The organism is uncultured Paraglaciecola sp. (assembly GCF_913058035.1).
Taxonomy (GTDB): Bacteria; Pseudomonadota; Gammaproteobacteria; order Enterobacterales; family Alteromonadaceae; genus Paraglaciecola.
This window is the reverse complement of the sequence record NZ_CAJXPA010000003.1, coordinates 1-27,000: the sequence shown is the minus strand read 5'-3', so window position 1 is coordinate 27,000 and position 27,000 is coordinate 1. Positions and strand designations below refer to the sequence as shown.

Annotated in this window: 19 protein-coding genes and 1 pseudogene; 9 read left to right on the top strand and 11 right to left on the bottom strand. The window is 39.3% G+C overall.

Annotated features, from left to right (window positions below; genetic code table 11):
- The first annotated feature begins 95 nt into the window (after positions 1–95).
- Complete coding sequence (gene recQ, locus QZ562_RS00860; protein ID WP_293755615.1) at positions 96–1,913, top strand: DNA helicase RecQ; 1,818 nt, start codon at positions 96–98, stop codon at positions 1,911–1,913.
- A gap of 86 nt (positions 1,914–1,999) precedes the next feature.
- Positions 2,000–3,397 carry a replicative DNA helicase gene (gene dnaB / locus QZ562_RS00855; protein ID WP_293755613.1) on the top strand — a complete coding sequence of 466 codons (1,398 nt, stop codon included), beginning with the start codon at positions 2,000–2,002 and terminating at the stop codon, positions 3,395–3,397.
- A gap of 65 nt (positions 3,398–3,462) precedes the next feature.
- Here dnaB and QZ562_RS00850 read toward each other — a convergent pair whose 3' ends face one another.
- The 3 genes from QZ562_RS00850 to QZ562_RS00840 all read right to left on the bottom strand — a co-directional run bounded on the left by QZ562_RS00850 (position 3,463) and on the right by QZ562_RS00840 (position 6,214).
- Complete coding sequence (locus QZ562_RS00850) at positions 3,463–4,584, bottom strand: OmpA family protein (protein ID WP_293755610.1); 1,122 nt, start codon at positions 4,582–4,584, stop codon at positions 3,463–3,465.
- Between the two features lie 685 nt (positions 4,585–5,269).
- Positions 5,270–5,734 carry a chemotaxis protein CheX gene (locus QZ562_RS00845; RefSeq protein ID WP_293755608.1) on the bottom strand — a complete coding sequence of 155 codons (465 nt, stop codon included), beginning with the start codon at positions 5,732–5,734 and terminating at the stop codon, positions 5,270–5,272.
- 30 nt (positions 5,735–5,764) lie between these two features.
- Positions 5,765–6,214 (bottom strand): transcriptional repressor, encoded by a 450-nt coding sequence (locus QZ562_RS00840; protein WP_293755606.1) that lies wholly within the window; start codon positions 6,212–6,214, stop codon positions 5,765–5,767.
- Between the two features lie 202 nt (positions 6,215–6,416).
- On the opposite strand from QZ562_RS00840, the gene nudC reads away from it, so the two are divergent.
- Positions 6,417–7,259 carry an NAD(+) diphosphatase gene (gene nudC, locus QZ562_RS00835; protein WP_293755604.1) on the top strand — a complete coding sequence of 281 codons (843 nt, stop codon included), beginning with the start codon at positions 6,417–6,419 and terminating at the stop codon, positions 7,257–7,259.
- A 250-nt stretch (positions 7,260–7,509) separates the two neighbouring features.
- Positions 7,510–8,574: a uroporphyrinogen decarboxylase gene (gene hemE / locus QZ562_RS00830; protein WP_293755602.1), complete on the top strand. Its 1,065-nt coding sequence runs from the start codon at positions 7,510–7,512 to the stop codon at positions 8,572–8,574.
- 14 nt (positions 8,575–8,588) lie between these two features.
- Here hemE and QZ562_RS00825 read toward each other — a convergent pair whose 3' ends face one another.
- From QZ562_RS00825 to mpl, 3 genes are all read right to left on the bottom strand, one after another.
- The gene (locus tag QZ562_RS00825; RefSeq protein WP_293755599.1) at positions 8,589–10,496 is read right to left on the bottom strand and encodes an alkaline phosphatase family protein; all 1,908 of its coding nucleotides are present in this window, start codon (positions 10,494–10,496) and stop codon (positions 8,589–8,591) included.
- Positions 10,497–10,513: 17 nt separating this feature from the next.
- A complete protein-coding gene (locus QZ562_RS00820; RefSeq protein ID WP_293755597.1) occupies positions 10,514–11,290 on the bottom strand; it encodes a S1/P1 nuclease in 777 nt (258 codons plus the stop codon).
- 65 nt (positions 11,291–11,355) lie between these two features.
- The gene (mpl, locus tag QZ562_RS00815) at positions 11,356–12,708 is read right to left on the bottom strand and encodes a UDP-N-acetylmuramate:L-alanyl-gamma-D-glutamyl-meso-diaminopimelate ligase (protein WP_293755595.1); all 1,353 of its coding nucleotides are present in this window, start codon (positions 12,706–12,708) and stop codon (positions 11,356–11,358) included.
- A gap of 242 nt (positions 12,709–12,950) precedes the next feature.
- Here mpl and QZ562_RS00810 point away from each other — a divergent pair, with 242 nt between their 5' ends.
- Positions 12,951–13,919, top strand: a complete 969-nt coding sequence (locus tag QZ562_RS00810) for a class 1 fructose-bisphosphatase (RefSeq protein ID WP_293755592.1) — start codon at positions 12,951–12,953, stop codon at positions 13,917–13,919.
- 186 nt (positions 13,920–14,105) lie between these two features.
- On the opposite strand, the pseudogene QZ562_RS00805 reads toward QZ562_RS00810, so the two are convergent.
- Positions 14,106–14,479 (bottom strand): annotated as a pseudogene (locus QZ562_RS00805) (DUF885 family protein).
- A gap of 705 nt (positions 14,480–15,184) precedes the next feature.
- Complete coding sequence (locus tag QZ562_RS00800; RefSeq protein ID WP_293755590.1) at positions 15,185–17,179, bottom strand: sodium-translocating pyrophosphatase; 1,995 nt, start codon at positions 17,177–17,179, stop codon at positions 15,185–15,187.
- A gap of 392 nt (positions 17,180–17,571) precedes the next feature.
- Between QZ562_RS00800 and ppa the strand changes: the two genes are divergently transcribed.
- Both ppa and QZ562_RS00790 read left to right on the top strand, forming a co-directional pair.
- A complete protein-coding gene (ppa, locus tag QZ562_RS00795) occupies positions 17,572–18,120 on the top strand; it encodes an inorganic diphosphatase (protein ID WP_293755588.1) in 549 nt (182 codons plus the stop codon).
- Between the two features lie 413 nt (positions 18,121–18,533).
- Complete coding sequence (locus tag QZ562_RS00790; protein ID WP_293755587.1) at positions 18,534–19,007, top strand: DUF3299 domain-containing protein; 474 nt, start codon at positions 18,534–18,536, stop codon at positions 19,005–19,007.
- Positions 19,008–19,150: 143 nt separating this feature from the next.
- Here QZ562_RS00790 and QZ562_RS00785 read toward each other — a convergent pair whose 3' ends face one another.
- Positions 19,151–19,546 (bottom strand): thioesterase family protein, encoded by a 396-nt coding sequence (locus QZ562_RS00785; protein ID WP_293755586.1) that lies wholly within the window; start codon positions 19,544–19,546, stop codon positions 19,151–19,153.
- A gap of 12 nt (positions 19,547–19,558) precedes the next feature.
- Positions 19,559–22,387 (bottom strand): excinuclease ABC subunit UvrA, encoded by a 2,829-nt coding sequence (gene uvrA / locus QZ562_RS00780; protein ID WP_293755584.1) that lies wholly within the window; start codon positions 22,385–22,387, stop codon positions 19,559–19,561.
- A gap of 499 nt (positions 22,388–22,886) precedes the next feature.
- Between uvrA and QZ562_RS00775 the strand changes: the two genes are divergently transcribed.
- Together QZ562_RS00775 and ssb are read left to right on the top strand one after the other, a co-directional pair.
- A complete protein-coding gene (locus tag QZ562_RS00775) occupies positions 22,887–24,224 on the top strand; it encodes an MFS transporter (protein ID WP_293755581.1) in 1,338 nt (445 codons plus the stop codon).
- A 12-nt stretch (positions 24,225–24,236) separates the two neighbouring features.
- Positions 24,237–24,809: a single-stranded DNA-binding protein gene (gene ssb / locus QZ562_RS00770; RefSeq protein WP_293755578.1), complete on the top strand. Its 573-nt coding sequence runs from the start codon at positions 24,237–24,239 to the stop codon at positions 24,807–24,809.
- A gap of 453 nt (positions 24,810–25,262) precedes the next feature.
- Here ssb and QZ562_RS00765 read toward each other — a convergent pair whose 3' ends face one another.
- On the bottom strand, positions 25,263–26,033 hold the full coding sequence (locus QZ562_RS00765) for an AraC family transcriptional regulator (protein WP_293755575.1): 771 nt from the start codon (positions 26,031–26,033) through the stop codon (positions 25,263–25,265).
- Positions 26,034–27,000 lie beyond the last annotated feature (967 nt).

Below are 27,000 nucleotides of genomic sequence, written 5' to 3'. Positions count from 1 at the left end.
AAGTATTGAATTTGATTGATTTTTTCTTTGTTAGCAAGTGAACCTCAAGATAAAAACACGTAAACTCGTGGTTTACTTATTCCTTTGAGCAGCAGTTGTCAGATCATCTAGCACAGCCTTCACATACCATTACCCAAGCACAACAAGTACTAAAACACACCTTTGGCTATGACCATTTTCGAGATGGGCAAGCACAAGTCATTACACAAGTGATGCAACAAAAGGATGTTTTAGTGCTTATGCCTACTGGTGGAGGTAAGTCTTTGTGTTATCAAATACCGGCTATGTTACTACCTGGTCTCACGATTGTTGTTTCACCCTTGATATCGTTAATGAAAGACCAAGTCGATGCACTTTTGACTTATGGCGTTAATGCAGCTTATATAAATTCAAGCCTGTCGCCACAAGATATGTTTAATGTCTACAAGGGCATGCAAGACAAAAGATATAAGCTAATTTACGTTGCACCTGAACGGCTGATGCAGCTGGATTTTATTCATCGTTTGCAAGAGCTTGCTGTCAGTCTTATAGCCGTTGATGAAGCCCATTGTGTATCACATTGGGGACATGACTTTAGAAAAGACTACAGACTACTTGGGCAATTGAAAGCCACATTCCCTCATATCCCAATTATGGGGCTGACTGCCACTGCTGATCTCGCCACCCGAGCAGATATCACCCAGCAGCTAAAGTTGCAGCAACCTTTTATCTTTAAAGGAAGTTTTGATCGTCCTAATATCCGGTATAACCAAGTCACAAAATACAAAGCAACAGACCAGGCAATAGCTTTCGTCAAACAACAAGACGGAAGCGGTATTATTTATTGTAATAGCCGCAGAAAAGTAGACGACCTTAGCGTCGCTTTAGCCAAGCACGGGGTCAATTGTGCCGGCTATCACGCTGGTCTTGAGAGTGAAATTCGTGACAAAATACAACGCGATTTTATACAAGATAAAATTGATATTATAGTAGCAACTGTCGCATTTGGTATGGGCATAGACAAATCTAACGTACGTTTTGTTGTCCATTTTGACCTGCCACGTAGTATCGAATCTTATTATCAAGAAATAGGCAGAGCAGGAAGAGACGGCATGCCTGCAGAAGCATTGTTATTATTTGATGAGAAAGATGCAGCACGAATTAGACAGTGGATATCAACGGGTGAAAATCCAGAAAGAAATAGCGTAGAGTTGCAAAAATTTGCCGCCATGGAAGCTTTTGGTGAGGCGCAAACCTGTCGCCGACAAATATTGCTTAACTATTTTGCTGAATATTCAGCGGGACACTGTGGTAACTGCGATATTTGTCTCGATCCTCCAAAAGCGTTTGATGGCACTATAGACGCGCAAAAAGTACTTTCTTGTGTGTTTCGACTAAAACAATCTGCTTCTGGTCAATATTTGATTGATGTACTTAGGGGTAAGCAGCTAAAACGTATTCTAGAACATAGCCATGATAAATTAACCACTTATGCTATCGGTAAAGACAAGTCTGATGCTTATTGGCATAACATTATTTACCAATTGATCCACCGAGGTTTTCTTAGGGTAGATATCACTCAAAATGCAGTGTTAAAACTCACCGAAGAAGCAAGGCCAATTCTGCAGCAAGCGCAGAAGTTGAGCCTCGCGGTGCCAAGACTGAGTCTTGATTTAGGTAAGAAGTCACAACTAAGCACCCCGGATTATGATCGAGCTTTGTTCGCTAAGCTCAAATATTTACGCAAAACTATTGCTGAACAGGATGACGTTCCCCCTTTTGTTGTTTTCAGCGATGCAACATTAGCCGATATGGCGGATAAATTTCCTGAATCCCAATTCGAATTCTTAGATATCCACGGTGTAGGTCAAACGAAGCTCGAACGTTATGGTGAACGTTTTATTGCTACCATTTCGAAACATATTAATAATTAAATCGTTTAAGATCTAATGTTTCGCAGGTTTACTTTTTAGGGATCTTTAGCGCATACTGATTGACCCTTTTTGAGCTGATTAAATCGATGCCTGTTAAAGCTGTTCCGCAAAAAAATTCAGACCCTAAAGTCGAAAAACTAAAGGTCCCACCTCATTCTATCGAAGCTGAGCAATCCGTCTTGGGTAGTATGCTTATTGCTCCTGATTCATGGGATAAAGTAGCAGAAATCGTGGTAGAGACAGATTTTTATAACCGTTCACATCAAATCATTTTCCGTGCAATTGTTCGTCTCTTGACTAAAAGTCATCCTATTGACTTGATTACTGTTTCTGAAGATTTAGAAGGTATGGATGAATTAGAGGCCGCTGGGGGTTTTGCTTATTTGGGTGAACTAGCCAAAAACACGCCAAGCTCAGCCAATGTGTCCGCTTATGCACAAATAATTAAAGAACGAGCGGTGATCCGTGAGTTGATTGGCGTTGCCCATGTGATTGCTGATACTGGATATAATCCTGAAGGTCGTAACAGCGGTGAAATTCTCGATATGGCCGAGAGTAAAGTTTTCGAGATTGCAGAAAAACGCACCGGTAAAGACGAAGGTCCAAAAAATGTCGAGGCGGTGTTAACGAAAACCATTGACCGTTTAGAAATATTAGTCAAAAGCAATAAGGAAGTCACAGGGGTATCCACCGGATACACTGACCTAGATAAAAAAACTAGTGGTCTGCAACCTTCAGATTTAATCATTGTTGCGGCAAGGCCCTCAATGGGCAAGACTACCTTTGCTATGAACTTATGCGAAAATGCTATGTTACTCGAAGAGAAGCCAGTACTGGTATTCAGCTTAGAAATGCCCTCTGAACAGATTATGATGAGAATGTTGGCATCGCTCAGCCGAGTCGACCAAACTAAAATTCGTACTGCTCAATTAGATGATGAAGACTGGGCAAGAATGTCTAATACTATGGCTATGTTAAAGGATAAGGATAATCTATATATTGATGATTCTTCTGGCCTGACCCCCATGGATGTTCGCACTCGAGCAAGAAAATTAGCTCGCGAAAAGGGCGGGATTAGTCTGATCATGATTGATTATTTACAATTAATGCAGGTACCTGGGTTAAGTGATAATCGTACTTTAGAAATTGCAGAGATTTCACGCTCGCTTAAATCACTGGCGAAAGAACTTGAAGTCCCTGTGGTGGCATTATCACAATTAAACCGTAGCCTTGAGCAGCGAAGTGATAAGCGTCCCATCAACTCGGACTTACGTGAATCAGGATCCATTGAGCAAGATGCTGATTTAATTATGTTTATCTATCGAGATGAAGTTTATAACGAACAAAGTACTGACCAAGGTGTAGCTGAAATTATTATCGGTAAACAGCGTAACGGTCCCATTGGAACATCGCGGTTGACATTCCAGGGCCAGTTTTCTCGCTTCGACAATTATTCTGGACCTGCGGTAGAAGATAAATACTAATGACCGCTAATTTTTAACAAAAAAAGAGATGCAGTTGCATCTCTTTTTTTTAATATAACATTTGCCTATCTTGCTACTTTTTCTCGAGTTGTGGCTTTTACTGTTACAACTGTGCGACGATTAACCATATTTGCTGCAGCAGTATTAGAATTATCTAATAATTGAGATTCACCAAGGCCTTTTGCGGTTAAACGCACCTCAGAAATACCATACTCATTAATTAACAGAGTTCGGACTGCATCTGCTCGAGCCTGTGATAACCACATATTGTAAGCATATTCACCAATAGCAGAAGAATGTCCTTCTACTACCGCGTCGGTAGATGGGAATCGACTCATGAAGTCAGAAAACTCTTGAAACTGACTGCTATCAGGGTTTCTAATCGTAGAACTATTGTTGGCAAATAAAACTTTAAGGTTTGTTGAATACTGCTCTTGAGTAAACAGGCTACAACCATCAGCATCTACTTTATCTAATATCGGCGTATCCGAGCATTTATCCTGCTCATCCAGCACGTTGTCTTGGTCTTGGTCTTGATCCTTTACCTTAACTGTAACTTGAGGCAGCTCACAACCAGATACATCCACTTTGATACCTGCAGGTGTAAACAGACATTTATCTTGCTCATCCATAACACCATCATTATCTCCGTCTCTATGAATAGCCTGAACGGTGGAACCACCAAATGCATATGCAAGACCCAGTTTGTATCCAAAATGAGTGTTACTATCGCCACTGTCTAGAGTCTGATAAGCAGCAACTTCAGTAATGATTTTTAAGCTGTTACCTAAATCCCAATGTTTACCTAAGCCAATATTAGCCATTAGATCAGTTTCATTAATTTCAGTAAATTTTAAACCACCGAAAGTATAAAACAAATCATTGGGCATAAAATATAGAGCATCAACACCAAATCGACTCCCTGACTCATCTGAAGGAGATGCATCAATATCTAATTTAGAAATTTCTAGTCTAATAGCCCATCCTGGAGTAAATTTAAATCCATACTCAGCACCTGCTCCATAACCATTGTCTAAAAAGTTAGGGAGCCCAGTCTCGGCTTTATCAGTTGAGTAATATTCAACAAAACCAGCAACCCACTTTTCATTATCTTTGTTGTGTTTTTCTGCTTGTGCGTTAGCACTTAGAGCGGCGGCTACCGCACTACAAATTAATATTTTATTCAATTTAATTCATCCTTCATCTTTATTTTAAATTTGTTTGCTACACAATTGTGTTTTAAATATATACAAGCTTTAATTAACTGCGCCACACAAGCTAGACTTTACTTCTTCAAAAATTCACAACTAAATTGACTCTTTTGCTTTAATTTGACGTTAATCCAGCCTACTTTTAATGCGTTCAAAGACTTAAGCGACGCCTAGGGTGAGGAAAAACTAGCTTGCTGAGAAAGCTACCTTTTAAATATCCCGATCTATCAAATACTCCCGTGATACTGACTACTAATGAACAACATCATACACTTGTGTTGCTTTAAAGAAACAATTTAAGCCAAATTAAAAAATTATTTTAAAAAGTGTATTCATTAAAAGACCTTTTAAAGTTTTATTTAATATCTCCCACGGATTATTTCTATTCGCACTTGTAAACCTGAAGCATTTATAAAAAAAAGGAGAGGTCATGATGTTATCTAACCGCTGAATTAAATTTGGATTAGGGGACATTATTGTCATAGTAAATTTTTTTGTTATAGGTCAAATTTATGCGAGAATGCTCATATAATTTTGGTAAGCCTATCTTCTACTATCGCTCCCTTAAGCTGAACAATTGTTTTCTCAGTCGTTAGAAACATCCAATTCATTAGGGGACTATGGCACTTGTCTATTGCGGTTTAATGTGTGAATGCTCGTATTACTTGTTGAAACACATTTCTAGGTATAGGTTGCCCGACGCATGTGAAAACGGCATCACCATTTTTTTCCCATCGACCTGGTGATTAATCGTATGATTTTTTCCTGAAACAACTACAGGAGTAGCCATACCAAAATCATATCCTTTTTGATCAAGTTCATTTTTAGCTCCTCCGCATATCATGTTGGTGATTTCTCCCACCATATCTTGTACATCGGAATCAATAGTATCTGGTTTTTCACCCAACATTTTGTCCATTATTTCTAACACTAAGCCTTCGTCAAAAGAAATAGACATAGAACCTTGAATTTTATCGCCCACCATACCTATTAAACCAGAGATATCGCCCTTAGCTTGATTATCGCTCTTCTTTTTGGGTTTACCTGGAACTAATTCAGTTTGCGCCATCGTTTGCAATACATTGATCAAGGCAGCAATAAAAGGGTTAATAAAATCTGCATTCATTAGTTTAGTTTTTCCTTCATTGAAATTGGTCTATTGGCAAATAACACATGTACCATGAGCCTCAATTGTTTGTTTTACCACACTAAATCCCACTGTTTGGGCTTGTTTATCTAACGTATCTTTTAATCCTTCAGATTGAATTTCCTTCACGTCACCACAGGTATCACAAATCAAGAATTGGACTGGATGAGTGCAATCAAAGTGATGGCAAGCGACAAATGCATTAGTGGATTCTATTTTATGTATTAGACCAAACTCTAAGAGGAAGTCTAGAGTTCTGTACACGGTTGCAGGTTTTGCACTCGACTCTGTTAGCTTGAGAGCGTCTAAGAGCTCATAGGCGCCTACAGCACTTTGTTTTTCGAGTAAAAGCGCATAAACCTTTTCCCTCAGTAAAGTGAACCTAGCACCTTTGTCTTCACAAAATTGCCTTGCTTTGTATACTTGAGCTACGATAGGTTGTTGGTCAGTATCAGTCACATTTATTCCTTCAACATAAACTCTAGATTATAGCACTAATCTATATAGGTATCTTAACCATTTATTATTAGCCTCGTACTTTTACACTAGTCATTATTAATGATGGAATACTCTTATTAAAGTATATTTTTATGTGACTTTTTACTGTGTTAAATTAAGTTAAATATTTGATTTTTGGTAACTATATGGTTGAACAAAATATATGATTGAACAGAATATATTGATAACCGCTGAAACAAGAGCTATTTGGTTAATCTTTAGTGGTGAAAAGGTTTTTCAATCCTCTGAAAGTTCAGGACTTTTGATAACTACATGGGGTGCACTCAATTTTGCTCATGCCTACCAGGAACAAATTGTTAGAATAGGTAGCCATGGTGACCTTCCTTGTTTTTTAATCGATATGGGTAACGAACATATTGAGCAAAATAATCTTAGCTTTATCAGTATGCGTGCTTTGTTAATGCAAAGTGAAACTAGTTTTTTCGGTATTGCTTCTAGAGCATGGCAGGTAGCATTATTCATGCGTACACATAGGTTTTGTGGTCAATGTGGCACCGCTATGCAGCAAATTAACTGGGAAATGGCTGTGCAGTGTTCGCGTTGTCAACATCGTTGTTATCCTAGAATTTCCCCTTGTATTATTGTGTCGATTCGTCATGAAGGAAAAATACTGCTTGCACAGGGAAAACCGCAACGATCGCGGCAAATGTTCTCGACCTTAGCAGGCTTTGTAGAAAGTGGTGAAAAACTTGAACAGGCTGTGCATAGAGAGGTTTTCGAAGAAGTAGGCATAACAGTTAAAAACCTACGCTATTTTTCTAGCCAACCTTGGCCTTTTCCACACTCATTAATGGTTGGTTTCTTAGCAGACTTTGACTCTGGGGAGATAGAAGTAGATGGCAAAGAAATACTAGAGGCATATTGGTTTGATCCGGACAAGTTACCCAATATTCCACCTAAGTTATCCATCGCCGGACAACTTATTCAGCATACTATTGAAGAGATAAAACAACAGAAAAATATAACTATACCTAGCCATTCATAAAGCAAGTTCAGCACATACCAGACCCCACGCACTGGGGTTTGAATATTTTAGTAACATACTGCCATCAACGGATTTCTTATTTATAGTTGTTTTTGCGTCGGAGTCTTAGTAGAAAAAAACTCTTAATATGCAAATTCTTGCTAAACATAGTCTAATTTATGCTTTTTTCAATGCACAAAATCGATACAATACATATCTTTGAGCCATTAGGCTTAATTTCGAGCAAGCTTATTCTAATTTGAGGAAATCAATGCAGCCATTGCAAAACGATCGATATTTACGGGCATTGTTACGCCAACCCGTTGACATTACTCCGGTATGGATGATGCGCCAAGCTGGTCGATACCTACCTGAATACAAAGCCACTAGAGCAGTGGCTGGCGATTTTATGTCGCTGTGCAAAAATGCTGAATTAGCCTGTGAAGTGACACTTCAACCACTCCGCAGATTTGATCTAGACGCTGCCATATTGTTCTCTGATATTTTGACCATCCCCGATGCTATGGGGCTAGGCCTTTATTTTGAGACGGGAGAAGGCCCAAAGTTCGAACGTCCATTAACGTGTATGGCTGATATTCAAAAATTGCCAATATTAGATCCTGAAGTAGAGCTGGGTTACGTAATGAATGCCGTTCGTACCGTTCGTAAAAACTTAAATGGTACGGTGCCTTTAATAGGTTTTTCTGGGAGTCCTTGGACGTTAGCTACTTATATGATTGAAGGAGGCTCAAGTAAGGCTTTCACTAAAATAAAAAAAATGGCTTTTAGTGAACCACAAGCCTTGCACCTTCTACTCGATAAGTTGGCTGATTCCGTTATTTTGTATCTCAACGCGCAAATTGCCGCCGGCGCTCAGTCAGTCATGGTATTTGATACATGGGGCGGTGTGTTATCAGGTCGCGATTACCAAGAATTTTCTCTGCAATATATGCACAAAATTGTCGATGGTCTTACCCGCGAAAATGATGGACGGAAAGTACCTGTCACATTGTTTACTAAAAATGCTGGTCTATGGTTAGAATCTATCGCCGCAACGGGATGTGACGCTGTAGGCTTGGATTGGACAGTGGATATGGCTGATGCAAAGGCACGAATTGGTGACAGTGTTGCATTACAAGGTAATATGGACCCATCTATGCTGTATGCACCAGCCGCACGAATTGAACAAGAAGTGCAGCTTATATTAGATGGTTTTGGGAAGGGTGATGGTCATGTGTTTAACCTTGGCCATGGCATACATTTAGATGTTCCACCGGAAAATGCCAAAATCTTTATTGATGCAGTACATAAATTGAGTAAACCTTTTCACCAATAACCAGTGATAAATACTTATTCCTTTTTAATAAAAGTGACAACTTTACCTGAGGTACACAGTTGCTGTGCCTCAACTTTACTGCAAGCTTGGTCTATCTTGAGTAACCCTATTCCAGATCCGTTTGAAAGTGTGGCTAATTTGTGAGCATTCGGCTTGCGGTGCCTAACTAGCATGTTTCGTCTCTGAGTAAACCAGTTTAGCGGCGAATATTTGCTATATAGAATACGATTAAGTCTGTCGAACCACTTTAGTAGCTTATCAGGAAACTCGTTTTTGATGCCGCTACTGGTTATCTGGGTAATATTGGGGCTGTTATGTCTGAATCTCAGGGTAATGTCATACACAAATGAATAATGCACATCACCAGACAGGATCACAAAATTTGGTGGTGTTTTACGGTTTCGAAAAATATTCAGCATCACACTTGCCGTGCCTTTATGTGCCATCCAATTTTCTGCATCTACGGTTAGTGCTCCTCCAAAAAAAGTAAAAATGCGTTGTATCGTTTCTATTAGCTTTACACCAAAAATAGGTGCAGCCGAAACCATAATTACAGCCTCTTGACCAATTAGCTCTTGCTGCAATTCACACAAGGCTTCCCAGTCCATCAAACCTGAAGGTTTACTTAAACTCGACTCAGAACGCCAACGCTGGGTTCGTGTATCCAATACCACCAGCTTAGGTGACGTTTCTAGGCAGTAGTGCCAATGTTCCCAATCAAGCAAATTTTGAACGAGCATATCATGTTGAATAACACCCTTTTCAGTAAAAAACGCACGACAAGACTCAAATAACGGTTTTAACTTATCGGGGTCATTACCCCAGCCTTGACACAACCAATATCCTACTAATGCATTGCCTACTATACGTTTGGCAAATAAGTTACCGTATACCGCATCCTCCCAACCACGGGTTAAGTTCCAGTCATCAGTAATATCATGATCATCGAAGATCATGTAGACACGTACATGGGCTAGCGCCCTCCTAACCTTGTCTAAACCGGCAACAAAATTCTCAATAATTGTTTGTTCTTCGGCAAACTTTTGCTTAAAAAGTTCGGGGATGGCCTCATCACTGATATTGACTCGTCGCCACATTTCAGGCGACCAAGTGAGAATATACATAGCCATGACTTCAGCAAGCGATATTAAGTGGTTACTGGCATTGACTGAAGTAAAAATAGGCTTACGTTTACCAGCAAAAAATTGACTGTAGGTATTGGTTGTACTTGGGTCATCCGGGAGTAATTCGGGGCGTTGATAAAAACAGTGTGTGTGTTCAAATATCTCTTTGCTATTGCTTATAGTTGACCCTTCTAGCTCTTCATGGAACAAACCCAAACTATCAATAGTTTGTTTAATCGCGACGAGAGTTGGCCCAGCAACATCATCTGTATAAACCTGATCTCCTGACATCATTAGTAGGTCAGGCGGCTCAATTTGGTCTAACAGTCCTAACTTAATTTGTTGGTCAACAATGACCAAACCATCATCACTATCATGATGAGGTTTACGACAGGAGCCATGTAACATTTGTCTAATTTGTCGGCGTATCAAAAAACTAGGATAAGCTTGACCTAAATAAAGCAAAGAAGGTATTAATTTACCTAAATAACTTTTACTGCCATCGTTGTCTAGCAAGATGATGTCGTAACTTACCCTACTCCCACATAAAATGTCTATATTGGGCTCTAACGTGAAAAAATTGACAAAGGCGTGTACCCCAACCTGAATCTGACAGTGCTGTTTGTCATCTAACTGAGCATCAAACCAAGTTATCTGTTGTTGGTGGCTGAACAACTTAACAGAAAATTTATAAGCTTTATTGGTTATCAACCAAAAGCAAACTTGCCTTGCACTAGCTCGCCGAACAATAGGCCCTGCGATTATTTTAGGTAACAATGTGAGTATATTTTCAGACAAATTAATTACGCACTCAATTATTTAAGCAAGGCATTTAGAAAAGCTGCAATTCTAACGCCGCCCATTTGCAAACGTTCTTTTACTATAGGCAAGTTTTGATATTGGTAATCCCACGATAACGTGTCGCTATCAGGATATAAATTCGCACGTAACTTTTTGCTTTCAGCTATCCACACTTTAGGATCAACTTCCATCCATTCATTCGCCTGTTGCTCAGAGATTTTGCGACTTAAGATTTTAGTCCATTCTGTGTATGACAAATTTTGCCGGTCAATCAAGCCTGAATCCCAAACGCGGTGTAAATTAGAATCTTCCCAAAAAAACTTCAATTTTACGTCGTTACCGCCCCTATCTTTTCCATTTCCAGCGTGAAAGGGTTGATGTAAGTCACCAATAATATGCACAATAAACCGCAGTGCGAGTTGTTTCTCTGCAAAGCTTGATTGTTTACTTTTTAGTTGTTTAGAAAACATTTCCAAAGCAGTCACCGCATTGCCTTCAGGTGGCGGGGCTACGTCTGAATATGTCTTACCATCAAACACATTCACATAATGCCAAGGGTTAGCAGTTTTTTTCCAAAACTCGCTAGGGTTGGCCTTCATCTCATCGGCATAAGTCGAGGCTTCTGCTAAATCTTCATTAATCAATAGCCTATCGATGGCACGCTGAGCTTCAGGTGTCAGGTATTGCTCAGCAATCGCCCCTGTTACTCTGTGTCCAACTTGTCCCCAACTTAACGCTTGAAAGCTCATCACAGCCACCAACACACCAATAATCAGTTTATTTAATTTCATTTTGAAAGCTCTTTATTAATATCTTATTTGATTCTTATTTATAATTTATGTGCGGAATGACAGGTTTATACAATTTTTACTAATTGTTGTGTCAACAATTCATGAATACCGCCAAAACTACCATTGCTCATCACCAAAATGTGGTCGCCCGGCTGTGCATAAGAAATAATAGATTTCACCAGCATATCTATATCTCTATATAACATGGCTGGCACGTTACTTTGTGCCAACAGGTCATCCATCGACCACGTTAAATTTGACGGTTCAAAGATAAACACTTGGTCGGCATTTGACCAAGAGGCGGCGAGTGTGTCCTTGTGAACACCCATTTTCATAGTATTAGAACGAGGCTCTAATACAGCCAAAATACGCTCATCGCCGACTTTAGCCCGAAGTCCATCAACAGTGGTAGCGATAGCAGTAGGATGATGGGCAAAATCATCATACAAGGTGATATCATTCACCACAGCTTTAACCTCCATACGGCGTTTTACATTAACAAACTGACCTAATGCTTCCATTGCTAAATCACTTTTAACTCCGCAATGTTTTGCAGCAGCTATTGCTATCAATGCATTATTAACGTTGTGCTCTCCCATTAAGCCCCAGCGCACTTTACCTTGCGGCTGTCCCTTAAACAAAACGTCAAACTCACTGCACTCGGGGTTACTGTTTTGTACCTGCCAATCACCACCGGTAAACTGTATTGGTGTCCAACATCCAAGGTCTAACACTTTCCTCAAGTTATTGTCTGACTTGGGTAATAACACTAAACCGTTGCTAGGTACGGTGCGAAGTAGATGATTAAACTGTTTTTGGATGTCACTTAAATCAGTAAATATATCAGCGTGGTCAAATTCCAAGTTATTCATTACTAAAGTACGAGGGTGATAGTGCACAAACTTAGAACGCTTATCAAAAAACGCACTGTCGTATTCATCTGCCTCAATAACAAAAAATGGACTTTCACCTAAACGCGCAGAAACATTAAAATTTTGTGGGACCCCACCAATCAAAAATCCTGGTTTAAGACCTGCATACTCTAATATCCAAGCTAACATACTCGAGGTGCTAGTTTTGCCATGGGTACCAGACACAGCTATAACCCAGAGTTCTTTGAGAACGTTTTCAAGTAACCACTGTGGACCACTAGTGTAAGGTAGATTTCTGTTCAAAACATACTCTACCGCTTCATTGCCGCGGGACAACGAATTGCCTATGACAACTATATCTGGTTCATTTTTAAATTGTTTTACACCGTATCCTTCAAATAACTCAATACCTAGAGACTTTAATTGTGTGCTCATAGGTGGGTATACATTACTGTCTGAACCCGTGACTTTGTGCCCTAGCTCCTTAGCGATAGCTGCAATGCCACCCATAAAAGTGCCACAAATACCTAAAATATGTAGATGCATAAATTGCTATTCAAAATTTCTAAGAACAATAGATTACCAGAACAAAGATCGCTTACCCAATCAACAATGTAAAAAAATTTGTCGCTGCTATCGCTATGACATATGACTGTTTATGTTAAATTAATAAAGAATACATACAGGTTACTGAGTTTCTTGCTTTTTGAAGGTACAATCCTAGACGTTAGTAACTTATATAAAAAAACATGTTGCATAACCCTACAACCACAAGGTATTTACTAAGAATGAAAAGACTTAACTCGCAACTTCAAGAAGATGGCGCGCCTATGGAGCTGATACTGCTATTGAGAACAATATTAGCTGGCTGTAAAGAAATATCTTTTAGGGTCAGTCAAGGTGCATTAGCAGGTGTTTTGGGTTCAACATTAAGTGAAAACGTACAAGGCGAAACACAGAAGAAATTAGATGTGATTTCTAATCAAATCCTCAAAGATATTCTTAGTGAATCAGGCTATGTAAAAGCGATATCCTCAGAGGAAGAAGATGACGTTGTCCCTTGTAATCCAAATGGTAATTACCTAGTAAGTTTTGATCCTCTTGATGGCTCGTCAAATACTGATATTAATAGCCTCATCGGTACTATTTTTTCTATTACTCACGCTCCACAATGGATGGACTCCGATGATCCATCAGCTTTTTTACAGCCTGGAACACAGATAGTAGCAGCCGGTTATGTACTTTATGGCCCTTCCGCTATGCTTGCCTTGACGACCGGTCGTGGTACACATCTTTATACATTAGATAAAACCCATGGCGGTTTTTTGTTGACAACTCCTAATGTAAAAGTGCCAGTACAAACCGCTGAATATTCGATTAATGCATCGAACCAACGTCATTGGGAAGCCCCCGTCCAAGCATACATTAACGATTTATTAGCTGGTACTGAGGGTCCAAGAGAAAAAGATTACAACATGCGTTGGGTTGCTGCAATGGTAGGTGATATTCACAGAGTGTTATCTCGTGGTGGTATTTTTATGTACCCTTACGACAAACGCGATCCGAGTAAAGCAGGTAAATTACGTTTATTATATGAAGCGAACCCAATGGCATTTTTAGTTGAGCAAGCAGGTGGTCTAGCCAATACTGGTACAGGTCGAATTATGGAGGTCATGCCCACCGAAATTCATCAACGTGTCCCAGTGTTGATTGGCTCAAAAGAAGAGGTAGAAACCTGTCTGAGTTATTATAAGTAAGTAAATAATTGAACATTGATAAAAAAGGTGAGCCTAGCGCTCACCTTTTTTAGACTTAAGCTTTATTTATTTTTCTAACATGATCCAATTGAGTACTTTATCCTAAAGAATATTGAAGGGAACCGAGCCATCTTTTAATATCTCATGATGAAAGTCTTGGATATCGAACTTTTCACCTAAGGTTTATTAGGCTTGGGTTTGTAGTTCCATGATTTTTAATTTTCCTATTAAATGAGCGGTTGCTTGTCCTGGCATAGCAATACAACGTTCGATTGCTCTAACTGAGTCATTTTTTGGACTCGGCGTATTTTCAATCAAATGAGTCATAGCTTTTTCTCGGCTCCATTTTTTAACGCGAATAACCGTATCCACCACTAGACGGCAAGTTCGCCATAACTCCATAGCAAGACGGCCAAAGTCTAAAAGGGATCTTGATAAAACCCCATATCTTCTGCTAGCTCTTCAAAATATGAACCCCAGCCTTCAGTGTAAGCACTAAAAGATACATATTTTTGAAACTTAGGGATCCCTTCCAGTTGTTGAGAAACTGCACGTTGCATATGATGTCCTAGTATATCTTCATGATAAGCCAAAGATTACATCTGGTAACTTGGCACCATAATATGAAAGGCACGAAGTTAATGCATAACAGAGATGTGGTGTCGAAATTCATCACTCATTAGACACCGCTGAATATCAGCATTAGGCACATTATCACCTAACTTTTCTTAGATATTCAATTGACACAAATCAATTTTTATAAATCGGCTAAACGTTTCTCTTGTATCAGCCGAGTTTCATCTTGTGTCGCTTATGAAATATCATTCCATTTATTGTAATCCTATTTGTAATCCTATTTGTAATCTAAGTAGCTTTGTCTATGAGGTGAACGTTTATAGTCTTATTCAAACATTACAGAAAAATACTTAACTCACTTTTCTAGATTCTGTTTAGCTGATGGTTTGTTCAAGTTGTGACGTAACTTGAGTCTGCTTTGGTGATCACGATGCAGATGCTAATATTGTCAACACTGACACGCACAAAGACAAAATATTAAATGACATTTTCAATGTTTTTTTATCAATTTCTTCTTGCCTTGATAATGCTTTTTCGAGGTAAAAGGCATCAAATTTACGACTTATTACTTTGTTTCTAAAAAATATAATATTGTTTGGTGCATACGAATAGCTGAGAATCATTTTGAAATTTGAATAAAAAAATAAGGAGCTAAATAGCTATATTTTGCCCCTTATCATTATAAAGTTCTACAACAGTGGTGCTATGACCAAGCTCACTATAGCCATCACATTGATCAAAATATTCATAGAGGGTCCAGATGTATCTTTAAATGGGTCGCCTACTGTGTCTCCCACAACCACAGCTGCATGAGTATCAGATCCTTTTCCACCTAAGTTACCTTTTTCAACATATTTTTTGGCGTTATCCCAAGCTCCACCAGCATTAGCCATCATCAACGCAAGTAATACACAACCCAGCAATGCTCCACCTAACATACCGCCTAAGGCATGTGCACCTAAACCAAAACCTATTAAAGGAGGCACACCAACAGCAATCACACCCGGTAAAATCATTTTTTTCAGTGCAGCCTGAGTGGCAATATCGATACAACGTGCATTATCAGGCTCAGCGGTGCCTTCCATTAGGCCTTCAATCTCTCTAAATTGACGACGTATTTCTTGGATCATTTCAAATGCAGCATCACCCACAGCAGTCATCGTGATAGAGGCAATTAAAAATGGCAGTAAGCCGCCAATAAAGAGTCCAATTAATACCATGGGATTACCCAAGTTCAAAGTGAAGTCAGGGTACTTGTTCACTAAGGTTTCTATAAAAGCAGCAATGATAGCCAAGGCAGCAAGAGCAGCAGCTCCTATAGCGAAACCTTTCCCAATAGCCGCGGTAGTATTCCCTAGCTCATCAAGCGAGTCAGTAATGGCACGGGTTTCTTCTCCCAAACCCGCCATTTCAGCTATACCACCAGCATTGTCGGCAACAGGCCCATAAGCATCAATTGCCATAGTAATACCTACAGTTGCTAACATACCAACAGCAGCAATACCTACACCATACAGACCTGATAGTTGAGTCGAAGCATAAATAATCGCACATATGGTAAGCACTGGAATAACAACCGATTGCATTCCCACCGCCAAACCTGTGATCATAACGGTAGCAGGACCCGTCTCTCCTGCTTTGGCTATTTTACGTACAGGTGTAGAAGCGGTGTAATATTCGGTCACTAAGCCAATAATAATTCCACCCACTGCACCGGCAACGACCGCCCACCACACTTGCTCGCTCACACCTAGTTTGGCAACCACAAAATAAGCTGCGGCAATGAAAATCACCGCTGCTGACATAGTTCCAGCACGCAAAGCGACCTCTGGTTTGCTCGCTGATAAAAATTTCACCATTACGATGCCTGCAACTGAACATAATAGGCCAGTTGATGCTAAAGCCAGTGGCAAGAACATTAGAGATTCTCGACTACCTAGCGCACCTAAAGCCATAGTTGATGCAATGGCAATAGTGGCGATCATTGAGCCGCAATAAGACTCAAATATATCTGAACCCATGCCTGCCACATCACCCACGTTATCACCCACATTATCAGCAATAACACCCGGGTTACGTGGGTCATCCTCCGGGATACCAGCTTCAATTTTACCAACTAAATCAGCACCAACGTCAGCGCTTTTAGTGAAAATACCTCCCCCTACTCGAGAAAATAAAGCAACAATAGAAGCCCCCATACCGAAACCATGAATAACGTGAGTAGTACTAGGGTCACCGCCAAAGAGCCAATATAGTGAACCTAAACCCAAAAGTCCCATAGATGCAACACATAGCCCCATCACAGAACCGCCCATAAAAGCGATAGTTAGAGCAGCCGCCGGACCCTCGTCATGAGCGGCTTGGGTGGTGCGAACATTCGCTTTAGTCGCAGTAAACATACCCATGTAACCTGCAAAAGCTGAACATAAGGCGCCTGCGACAAACGCTATAGTAGTGAACTGACCCAATGAAAAATATAAAGCGATCCCCACCACTAAGGCAAAAAGGAACAACATTTTATACTCTCGGTGCATAAACACCATCGCACCTGAATGTATGGCATCACCTATTTTGATAATAGCTGGATTAGAAACAGGTGATTTTTTAATAGTAATATAGATAACAAAGGCGCTCATTAAGCCAGCCAATCCCAAGATAGGCGGCAAATAGAATAGTTCATTCATAAAAATCCCCAACGTTAATGTAACAATGTCACAAAACAGACACTCTTTAACAATTCCGATCTAACAATTCCGATCTAACAATTCCGATCTAACAATTCCGATTCAACAATTCAGATTTAAAAGTTTCGACAATGTTCAAGAGTGGATCCATTTGGTAAACCATTTATGCCAATTTCTCATTACTGCAACATTCATGAGTCGTGGCTACTTTATTGTTTTATTTACAATTATTTTACATTTTCAGTACAACTATAACGAGATATTTATCTTTAGTTCAAGTTTTAATCAATAATTGTACATAGTCTGGGTTTTAATCACTTGGGTGAGTTTCATCTTGTGTCTCTAAGCACTATAATATTTCCAAATAAAATTCTTCAACTTTAGGTATTACTATGAGCCTTAACGCAGTACCCGCTGGTAAAAACTTGCCAGAAGAAATAAATGTAATAATCGAAATTCCTGCCCACTCTGACCCTGTTAAATATGAAGTAGACAAAGAATCTGGCGCTATATTTGTCGACCGTTTTATGGCGACTTGTATGCATTACCCGACTAACTACGGGTATGTCCCACACACCTTATCCGAAGACGGTGACCCGGCTGATGTGTTAGTTATGACTCCCTTTCCGCTTTTAGCTGGTTCAGTTATAAAGTGCCGCCCTGTAGGTGTACTAAAAATGACTGATGAGTCGGGTATCGATGCAAAAATTCTTGCAGTACCTGCTGATAAGTTATCAACAATTTATCGTGGCATTACTGACATAGATCACATCCCTGAGCTGACTAAACATCAAATTCAACATTTCTTTGAACATTATAAAGACTTGGAACCTAACAAATGGGTAAAAATAGAAGGCTGGGAAGATGCAGCATCGGCTAAAGCCGAACTGGTCAACAGTGTCAAATTATATGAAGCAGAAGAAAAAAAGCCTGCCTTTTAACACTTTTTAGGTATTAACAAAATTATAGGAGCCGGTATGTACCGGTTTTTTTGTATTTGAAAAAGTCTTTTAGTTGCTTACTTGTCAAAAGTTAGAACCCACGGGTACAGCTTTAACGTCTACATAACTGACAACTTACTTCCAAGGTTTTAGTAAGGGCCAATTTCAAACAGTTTGCGGGTCAGAAGGACTTAGATGTAGGCTTCAATATCAACCATACTACAAGGGTTATAACCTCATCGTTGCTGGATATATTGTGGTTTAGTCTGCTTAATATGGTAATTTATATCGATACTGATTCTGCGTTTTAATACTTATCTTAGCGTTGAATATCCTCAACACTATTGTCTAAGTATGGCATAAGTGAATATTCTTTATATTAGGTCAACCCAACTCAGGCTAATAAAAAAATCATGATAAAAATTGTTAATACACTATGTTTGATAACGTTCTTGTTCAGTCAGATAACGTTAGCCAAAGAGCCACTGGAGCTTTTTTGGGAAGATATGGTACCTCCAGATTATCAGACTCCCGACATGCCTTTGAGTCATGACGGTAGCATGCTGCAAATGGGACTAGATGCTCCTGTAATTCAGAGCCTAAATGGTAAACTGGTAAGAATACCAGGATTTGTTGTACCTCTTGAGGGCGACAACGAAACGAGCAGTGAATTTTTACTCGTACCTTATTTTGGCGCTTGTATTCATGTACCACCTCCACCAGCCAATCAAATAGTTTACGTGCAGTTTGCTACAGCAGTACCAATAGATGATCTATACGACGCTGTATGGGTGACCGGCACTTTAACGACTACAGGATGGAAAGGTGATTTGGCGACAGTAGGATATTCCTTGTCGGGAATAAGTGTGAGTCCATATGAAGGTTAAAAATTCGGCTATATATTGATAATTACCATAAAAGCCATCTTGCTTGCACATTTAGATATTAAGGCCAGAAAACCTAAGCTGCATGGCTAAATCAACGCACAAAAAACTGCAGTTGCGTTTTTTTGTGCGTTTTGACACTAATTTTACTCCGGGTAACCATTCTCCAAAAGTATCGCTCTTATTTTTTCGTTTATCGCAACAGCTTTTTTTGTCTGAAAATCAAAATGTACTAGAGTGGTAGTGCCAGTTGCGCATTTTTTTTGCTTCTGCCACAGCTCCTGATAAACATCAAAAGAGCTCGTTCCTATTCGGCTAATGTAAGTTTTAACTTGCACTTTTTGCCCATAATAAATCTGCTCTAAAAAATCAACTTTATAACTGGCCAGAATAAGTGGCCAGTTTTGAAGATCCAATTCAGGGGTGAATAATTTAAAAAGCGGCTCACGACCTGTTTCAAACCAACCTACTAGGACGGTATTACTCACGTGAGCTAATGCATCAGTCTCGTAAAAGCGGACATTAAATTCTTCACTGTACATACAATAAAACCTCTATTTTTGTAGTAGTGGTTTGAGGAAACGTGCAGTATGAGATTCTTTCACATTACAAATATCTTCAGGAGTTCCTTGAGCAACAATCTGCCCACCACCAGAGCCACCTTCAGGACCAAGATCCACTACCCAGTCTGCTGTTTTGATCACATCTAAATTATGTTCAATGACTATCACTGTATTACCGTGGTCACGCAGCCTGTGCAAGACTTCTAATAGCTGTTTAATATCATGAAAATGTAGACCTGTAGTGGGTTCATCCAAAATATACAAGGTTTGACCCGTATCACGTTTGGATAACTCTTTAGCTAACTTTACACGCTGTGCTTCACCGCCTGACAGAGTCGTTGCAGCTTGGCCTAACCGAACATACGACAAACCTACATCCATTAGAGTTTGTAATTTTCGTGCAATAGCAGGTATAACATCGAAGAAAGGTCGTGCCTCTTCTACTGTCATATCTAGTACTTGATGAATATTCAGGCCTTTATATAAAATTTCTAATGTTTCACGATTGTAACGTTTGCTTTTACATATATCACAAGGCACATATACGTCAGGTAAAAAGTGCATTTCAACCTTGATGACACCATCGCCTTGACAAGCTTCACAACGTCCGCCTTTAACGTTGAAACTAAAACGTCCGGGTTTATAGCCACGTGATCTGGCTTCATGTGTACCCGCAAATAATTCCCGTACAGGCGTAAAAATGCCTGCATAAGTCGCTGGATTTGAGCGTGGTGTTCGACCAATAGGGCTTTGGTCGATATCCACAACCTTATCCATAAACTCCATACCTGTGATGGTTTTATACGGAGCAGGCTCCCCTGTGGTCGCGCCATTCAATTCTCTATGTGCGATACGATAAAAGGTATCGTTTATTAAAGTAGATTTGCCTGAACCAGAAACCCCTGTTACGCAAGTCATTAATCCTAATGGCGCTCTAAACGTGACGTCTTGTAAGTTGTTTCCAGTAGCACCGGTTAACACCACCCACTTATCCTGGTCAATTTCGGTACGTTTGGCAGGTATTTCGATTCTTTCTCTACCAGACAAATACATGCCTGTTATTGAACGTTCACTATTTTTTATATCCTCGATGGTACCTTGAGCTACAATTTCCCCACCGTGAATACCAGCACCAGGGCCGATATCTAATACAAAGTCAGCAGCTCGAATGGCATCCTCATCATGCTCAACCACAATTACAGTGTTACCTAAGTCACGTAAGTGAACAAGAGTCTCAAGTAACCTCGCGTTGTCTCGTTGATGTAACCCAATAGAAGGTTCGTCGAGCACATACATGACACCTACTAGACCAGCACCTATTTGACTAGCTAACCTAATTCGCTGAGCTTCACCGCCAGAAAGTGTATCTGCACTGCGTGAAAGGGATAGATAATTTAGCCCCACGTTAACTAAGAAGGTTAATCTATCATTGATTTCTTTAAAGATTTTTTCTGCAATTTTTAAGCGTTTTCCAGTAAGGCTAAGGTGAGCAAAAAAATCCAAAGCACCGGCAATCGACATATCAGTGATAACATTTAATGGTGTTTCGCCAATAAACACGTTTCTAGCCTCTAATCTAAGGCGACTACCAGAACAACTAGAACAATGTTGTTGACTAAGATACTTAGATAACTCATCACGTACGGCATTCGATTCGGTCTCTTTGTAACGCCGCTCCATATTCGGGATAATTCCTTCGAAGGGATGTTTGCGTTCCATAATATCGCCGCGATCGTTAATATATTTAAACTTTAACGATGTTCCTCTGCTGCCGTTTAATACTATATCCTTGGATTCGTCATCTAACTCTGCAAATGGTAAAGTCAAATCAAATTTGTAGTGATCGGCAACTGCTTGCAACATTTGGAAATAATAATAACTACGCTTGTCCCAACCGCGAATGGCGCCACCAGACAAACTAATTTCTGCGTTAGCAATAATACGATGTGGGTCAAAAAACTGTCTAGTACCCAAACCATCACAACTCTGGCAGGCTCCAGCTGGATTGTTAAAAGAAAACAAACGCGGCTCTAACTCAGCCATGCTGTAACCGCAGTGTGGACAAGCAAAATTAGAAGAAAACACCATAACCTGTTTGTCAGGCTCATCCATAAAGGCAACTTTTGCCGTACCACCTGATAAGTTTAAAGCTGTTTCAAAAGACTCTGACAAGCGTAGTTTCAAATCTTCACGCACTGTGAAACGGTCGACAACCACTTCGATGGTATGTTTTTTATGTAAGTCGAGGTCCGGCGGATCTGATAAATCACATACATTGCCATCTATTCTTGCACGAATAAATCCTTGCGCAGCAAGATTCTCCAGAGTCTTAAGATGTTCACCTTTTCGGTCTTGCACCACTGGGGCAAGCAACATTAATTTAACATCAGCCGGCATATCTAACACCCGGTCAACCATCTGATCGATCGTTTGCGCATCTAGTGGCACATGATGCTCAGGGCATCGAGGCTCTCCTACCCGAGCATATAACAAACGTAAATAATCATAAATTTCTGTGATGGTGCCAACGGTAGATCGTGGATTATGCGAGGTAGACTTTTGCTCAATAGAAATAGCTGGAGATAGACCTTCAATATGATCCACATCTGGCTTTTCCATCATGGATAAAAACTGGCGAGCGTAAGCAGAAAGCGACTCTACATAACGTCTTTGCCCTTCCGCATACAAAGTGTCGAAAGCCAAGGAAGATTTACCTGAACCTGACAAACCTGTGATCACAGTCAGTTTGTCTCTGGGGATATCTAAATTGATGTTTTTCAGGTTGTGAGTTCGAGCCCCACGTACTTCTATTCTATCCATTAGTAACCAGTTGCGCCGCAAAAGAACAATTATTACACACTCTGCAAATAGTCACTACGGGCATTAAGTTAATAGAGCAAGTTTATACTCCAAATTAAGCTTAAATGGTGCTAAAGCAGCAATCGATTCGCCAGTAATTAAAATACATAGTATAAAGTTGAATTTTTTTGACAATATCCATGCATAAAGGATTGTTTTTTATTGTGCTTTAATACGCTAACTTACAACGAGATATAAACAAGCTGTCTCAGCTCAGTTTTATACCTCAGTAAAACTAGGACTTTGAGAATCGTTTTATTACAATCAGAATAATAAAACTTATCTGAAATACTTTAAATACATCGACGAAAAGTGATTCAAAAACCATCTTTAGAAATAAGTTAAAAACAAGGCAAAAAAATAATACGACGCAACGGCAATTGTGTGTGTCATTAAAAAAATGTTAGACTGTTACGATGTTATAGCTGCATTATTTTACTTTTATTAGATACTTTCTACTTTGAATTCTACCGAACTTCGCAGCGCCTTTTCTCTTGCCTTTGTCTATGTACTTCGGATGCTTGGCTTGTTTATGGTAATGCCCGTATTGGCCATCAGCGCCAAAGAATATCCTGATTATTCGGCTTTCTTAGTCGGTCTAGCAATAGGCGGTTATGGCCTGACACAAGCCCTATTACAAATTCCTATGGGGGTATTATCTGACAAAATTGGCCGTAAACCTATCATCATTGGTGGATTACTTATTTTTGCTATTGGCAGTATGGTTGCCGCGACTGCAGACACTTTAGTTTGGGTGGTTATAGGCAGGTTTTTGCAAGGTGCTGGCGCTATTGCAGGCGCTATTATGGCCTTAGCTGGCGATTTAAGCCGAGAAAAGCAACGTCCAAAGGTCATGGCGGTAATTGGTATTTCCATTGGTTTTTCATTTTATTTAGCACTTTTAATTGGACCTGTCATTGCCGCTAAATTTGGCCTTAGTGGTATTTTTTTACTCACAGGCGTATTGGCTTTTTTATGTGTCTTTCTGGTAATATTTGTCGTCCCAAATGCAAAAAACATTGCACCAATAGGCGATACATTACCTGTGATCCAAGATTTGAAAAGTTTAGTTTCACATTCTGATTTAGCTCGTTTGAATATCAGTGTGTTGTTTTTACACATGTTAATCACTTTACTTTTTGTGCAAATCCCATTGCTATTGGTAGATTTAAACTGGCCCCTGGCTAAACATTGGCAAGCCTATTTAGTAGTATTAGTTGCTTCAGTCATTGGATTACTTGGATTAATGGCTGCAGCATCAAAATATAAAAATGCAGTTATGCAAATCAGTGTAGGCGGTCTAGCTGCGGTGTTCTTATGTATGGTTTTTAGTCAAAATTCACTGCTTTATTTGATACTGCTCATTAGCTTATTTTTCACTTGCTTCAATTACTTAGAGGCGAACTTTCCAGCGATGGTCTCGAACATTGCTCCTGCTGGTAAAAAAGGCTCTGCAATGGGTATTTATGCCAGTTTCCAATTTTTTGGTGCTTTTATAGGTGGTGTGTTATCTGGCAGTATCAGCGAACTTTTAGGCATTCAATGGGTATTTGTTCTCGCCAGTGTTTTATGTTGTATTTGGTTGGTGTTGATTAAAGGTTTGAACGCGACTAACAGGCTAAAACGTTATACACTTAAAATAAGTAAACAAACAACAAGTCTGGCTTTACAACAGCTTTCTGAATTGAAAGGCGTAGTGGATATAACGGTTGTTCCGGATGAACAGGTTATGTACTTAAAGGCAGAGCAACATTTCGATATTCAACAAGCTCGACTTGTGCTGAACATAAAAGAATAATTAGGAGGAAAGATGGCAAGCAAAGGTGTAAATAAAGTTATTTTAGTAGGTAATTTGGGTAAAGACCCCGAAGTAAGATATACCCCCAATGGTAAAGCAGTTGCCAATTTAGCTCTAGCCACATCAGAAAGCTGGAAGGACCAAAGTGGGCAAGTTCAGGAAAAAACTGAATGGCATCGCGTATCTATATTTGGAAAACTAGCAGAAATCGCAGGTGAATATTTACGTAAAGGCAGCCAAATCTACATCGAAGGTAAATTACAAACACGTAAATGGCAGAACAAAGAAGGTCAGGACCAGTTCACCACAGAGATCGTTTTAGACCCGTTCAATGGCGTTATGCAGATGTTAGGTGGCAAGAGTGGAGGTCAGTCTGAAGGTGGTTTTCAAGGACAACAGCGTCCTGCGGCAGCACCACAGCAGAATCAAGGTTATCAACAACCACCTCAGCAAGGTCAGCAGTATCAAAAACCACCCGCTCAAGGTGCTCCACAACAACAAAATCAAGGCTTCAACCAAGCGCCAAGCCAGCAAGCACCTATGGCTGAACCAGATTTTGATTTTGATGATGATATCCCTTTCTAGATCATACTTAAAATTATTAATCATAGAAATTAAGCCACAGATATAGTGGCTTTTTATTTTCACTTCAAGTTAGAAGCTTTTCCAAATAAGCGTCTAACTTTATAAGCCAAAGTCACTTAGCCCATTAGAGTGGGGGTTATTCAGCCAGCATTTCTAAATATTGATATCAAGTTATGGCAAAACTGAGGTAACTGTCATATATAACCCCGATATTCGCAACGAAACTCTATCTTGAGGAATAAAATGCGGCATAATCGCTAGCCCTATCAGAAAGGGTGGGCGTATAGCATAGTATGTTTTTGACACACCTCGACCGCTCCAGATACCTATTACGTGAACCAGAACTTGATTGGCATGCAGCTGTTCAATTACTCTTAAACTTTCTACATCATACTGGTTAATGTTGTCAGCGAAATCCACAATTATTTGACAAGCTGGTATGACCCCGAACAGTTAAATTGGCACACTATCAACTGTATTTTGCTGCATATTTTCTCTCAATTGAGACGGTAAAGTACCAAACATTAAACGAAACTGTCGGCTGAAATAACTATGCTCAGAAAAACCACATCGATAAGCAACATCAGCAATCGGTAAACGTGTTTCGATTAACATTCTGCGCGCATTTTCTAAACGAATCTCATTGATGAATTGTTTAGGTGTTTTAAACAAATACTTTTTAAAGCGTCTTTCAAGAGCACTGACCGATATAAAGGCAAGTTTAGCTAAATCTTCAATTCTCAAGTCTCGATGGAAATTTTCGCGGACATACTCTACTGGTGCCTTTATGGCATCGATGCTAGATAAGACCTGAGATGCCTTAGATAATAAACGGGTAAATCCATAAGAACCGATAATATTATTTTGACTATCAAATAAAGGTCTTTTCGAAGTACAAAACCAAGCAAACTCACCTAACTTAAGTATGTTTAATTCTAGTCGGTCAGTGATCACATTACCGCTCATCACACTTTGATCATCAGTGATAAATTGTTTGGCAATATGTGGTGGGAAAAAAGCTAAGTCTGACTTACCAATTACTTGGCTGAGGGTATGCATACCGATATGCTCAACAAACCGACGATTAGCATAGACCACCTGACTTTTAGTGTCTTTGATCCAAAAGATCACATCAGTTAGTAGATCAAACATACTAAGAATTTGTTCTATTCCAATCACATTTTGAAGAAATGGATATTGCTGAATGTTATTATTTTCGGACATAAATTATGGCTTTAAAAAAATGACACTGAAATTATTGCATAAAAAAAGTAACTTAACCTACTCAAGTGCCCACTATAAGCGACAAAATTGATTTTTATCTATTACTAATAGCCCTAAATAATTGCCCAATGACGCAAAAATGAGATATCACTTATGATTATCAAAGATAATATCCACTTTTACGAAATTTTCATTTTGATTAATTATACCTATAACAATGTGCTTGTCTGGTGTCACACTCGCCTATTACCTTGACTTAGATATGCACAACATCAGAAACAAAAATTAACAAAAAGTAACAAAATTTATACACCGTATTCAGCCAAATAATCAATGAGGGAGCAAAATAGTTATAGCTGCAGGTTCGTTACAGGGACATATTGTTAGATATTATAAAACCTTTAAAGGGTAATTTGCGAATTGTTAGCGTGGATACTTCATTTGAAGAGCTGCGCAACAGCCGCATAACGATGGTGTATAAGGTTAGAATTTTGATAGGCACGTAATGGCTTTTATCGGCAAACACACCGTTATAAAAAATGTCCTAAACTAGAAAATACCAAATTAAGAAGATAAATAAGAAGCCAACGTTACAAACTAGGCTGAGAAGTTGTTAAAACAGGATAATCTTATATTTTAATATTATGTCTGAAAGTTCTTACCACACAGAAAAACGCCTCAAAGCAACACGTAGCTGAGAAACTCGAGCATGCAGCACTTCAAATATGCATTTTGTATATTGACGCTTAATAGCTTGTAAAAAATCAGAGAATTGAACGAACAGTAAAGCAGATTCTGAAGCTAATACTATTTCAAATGGCATAGATGAGAATGTAGAATCTTTTATCGTAGATGCTACCACTAGGAATTCAATATTTTTTATCTTGGACGAATCGTTATTGGTAGTTTAAATAAATAATTAAGTGAAAATGTTTTTACCTTAATGTGGCGGAGCCTATTTCCATAT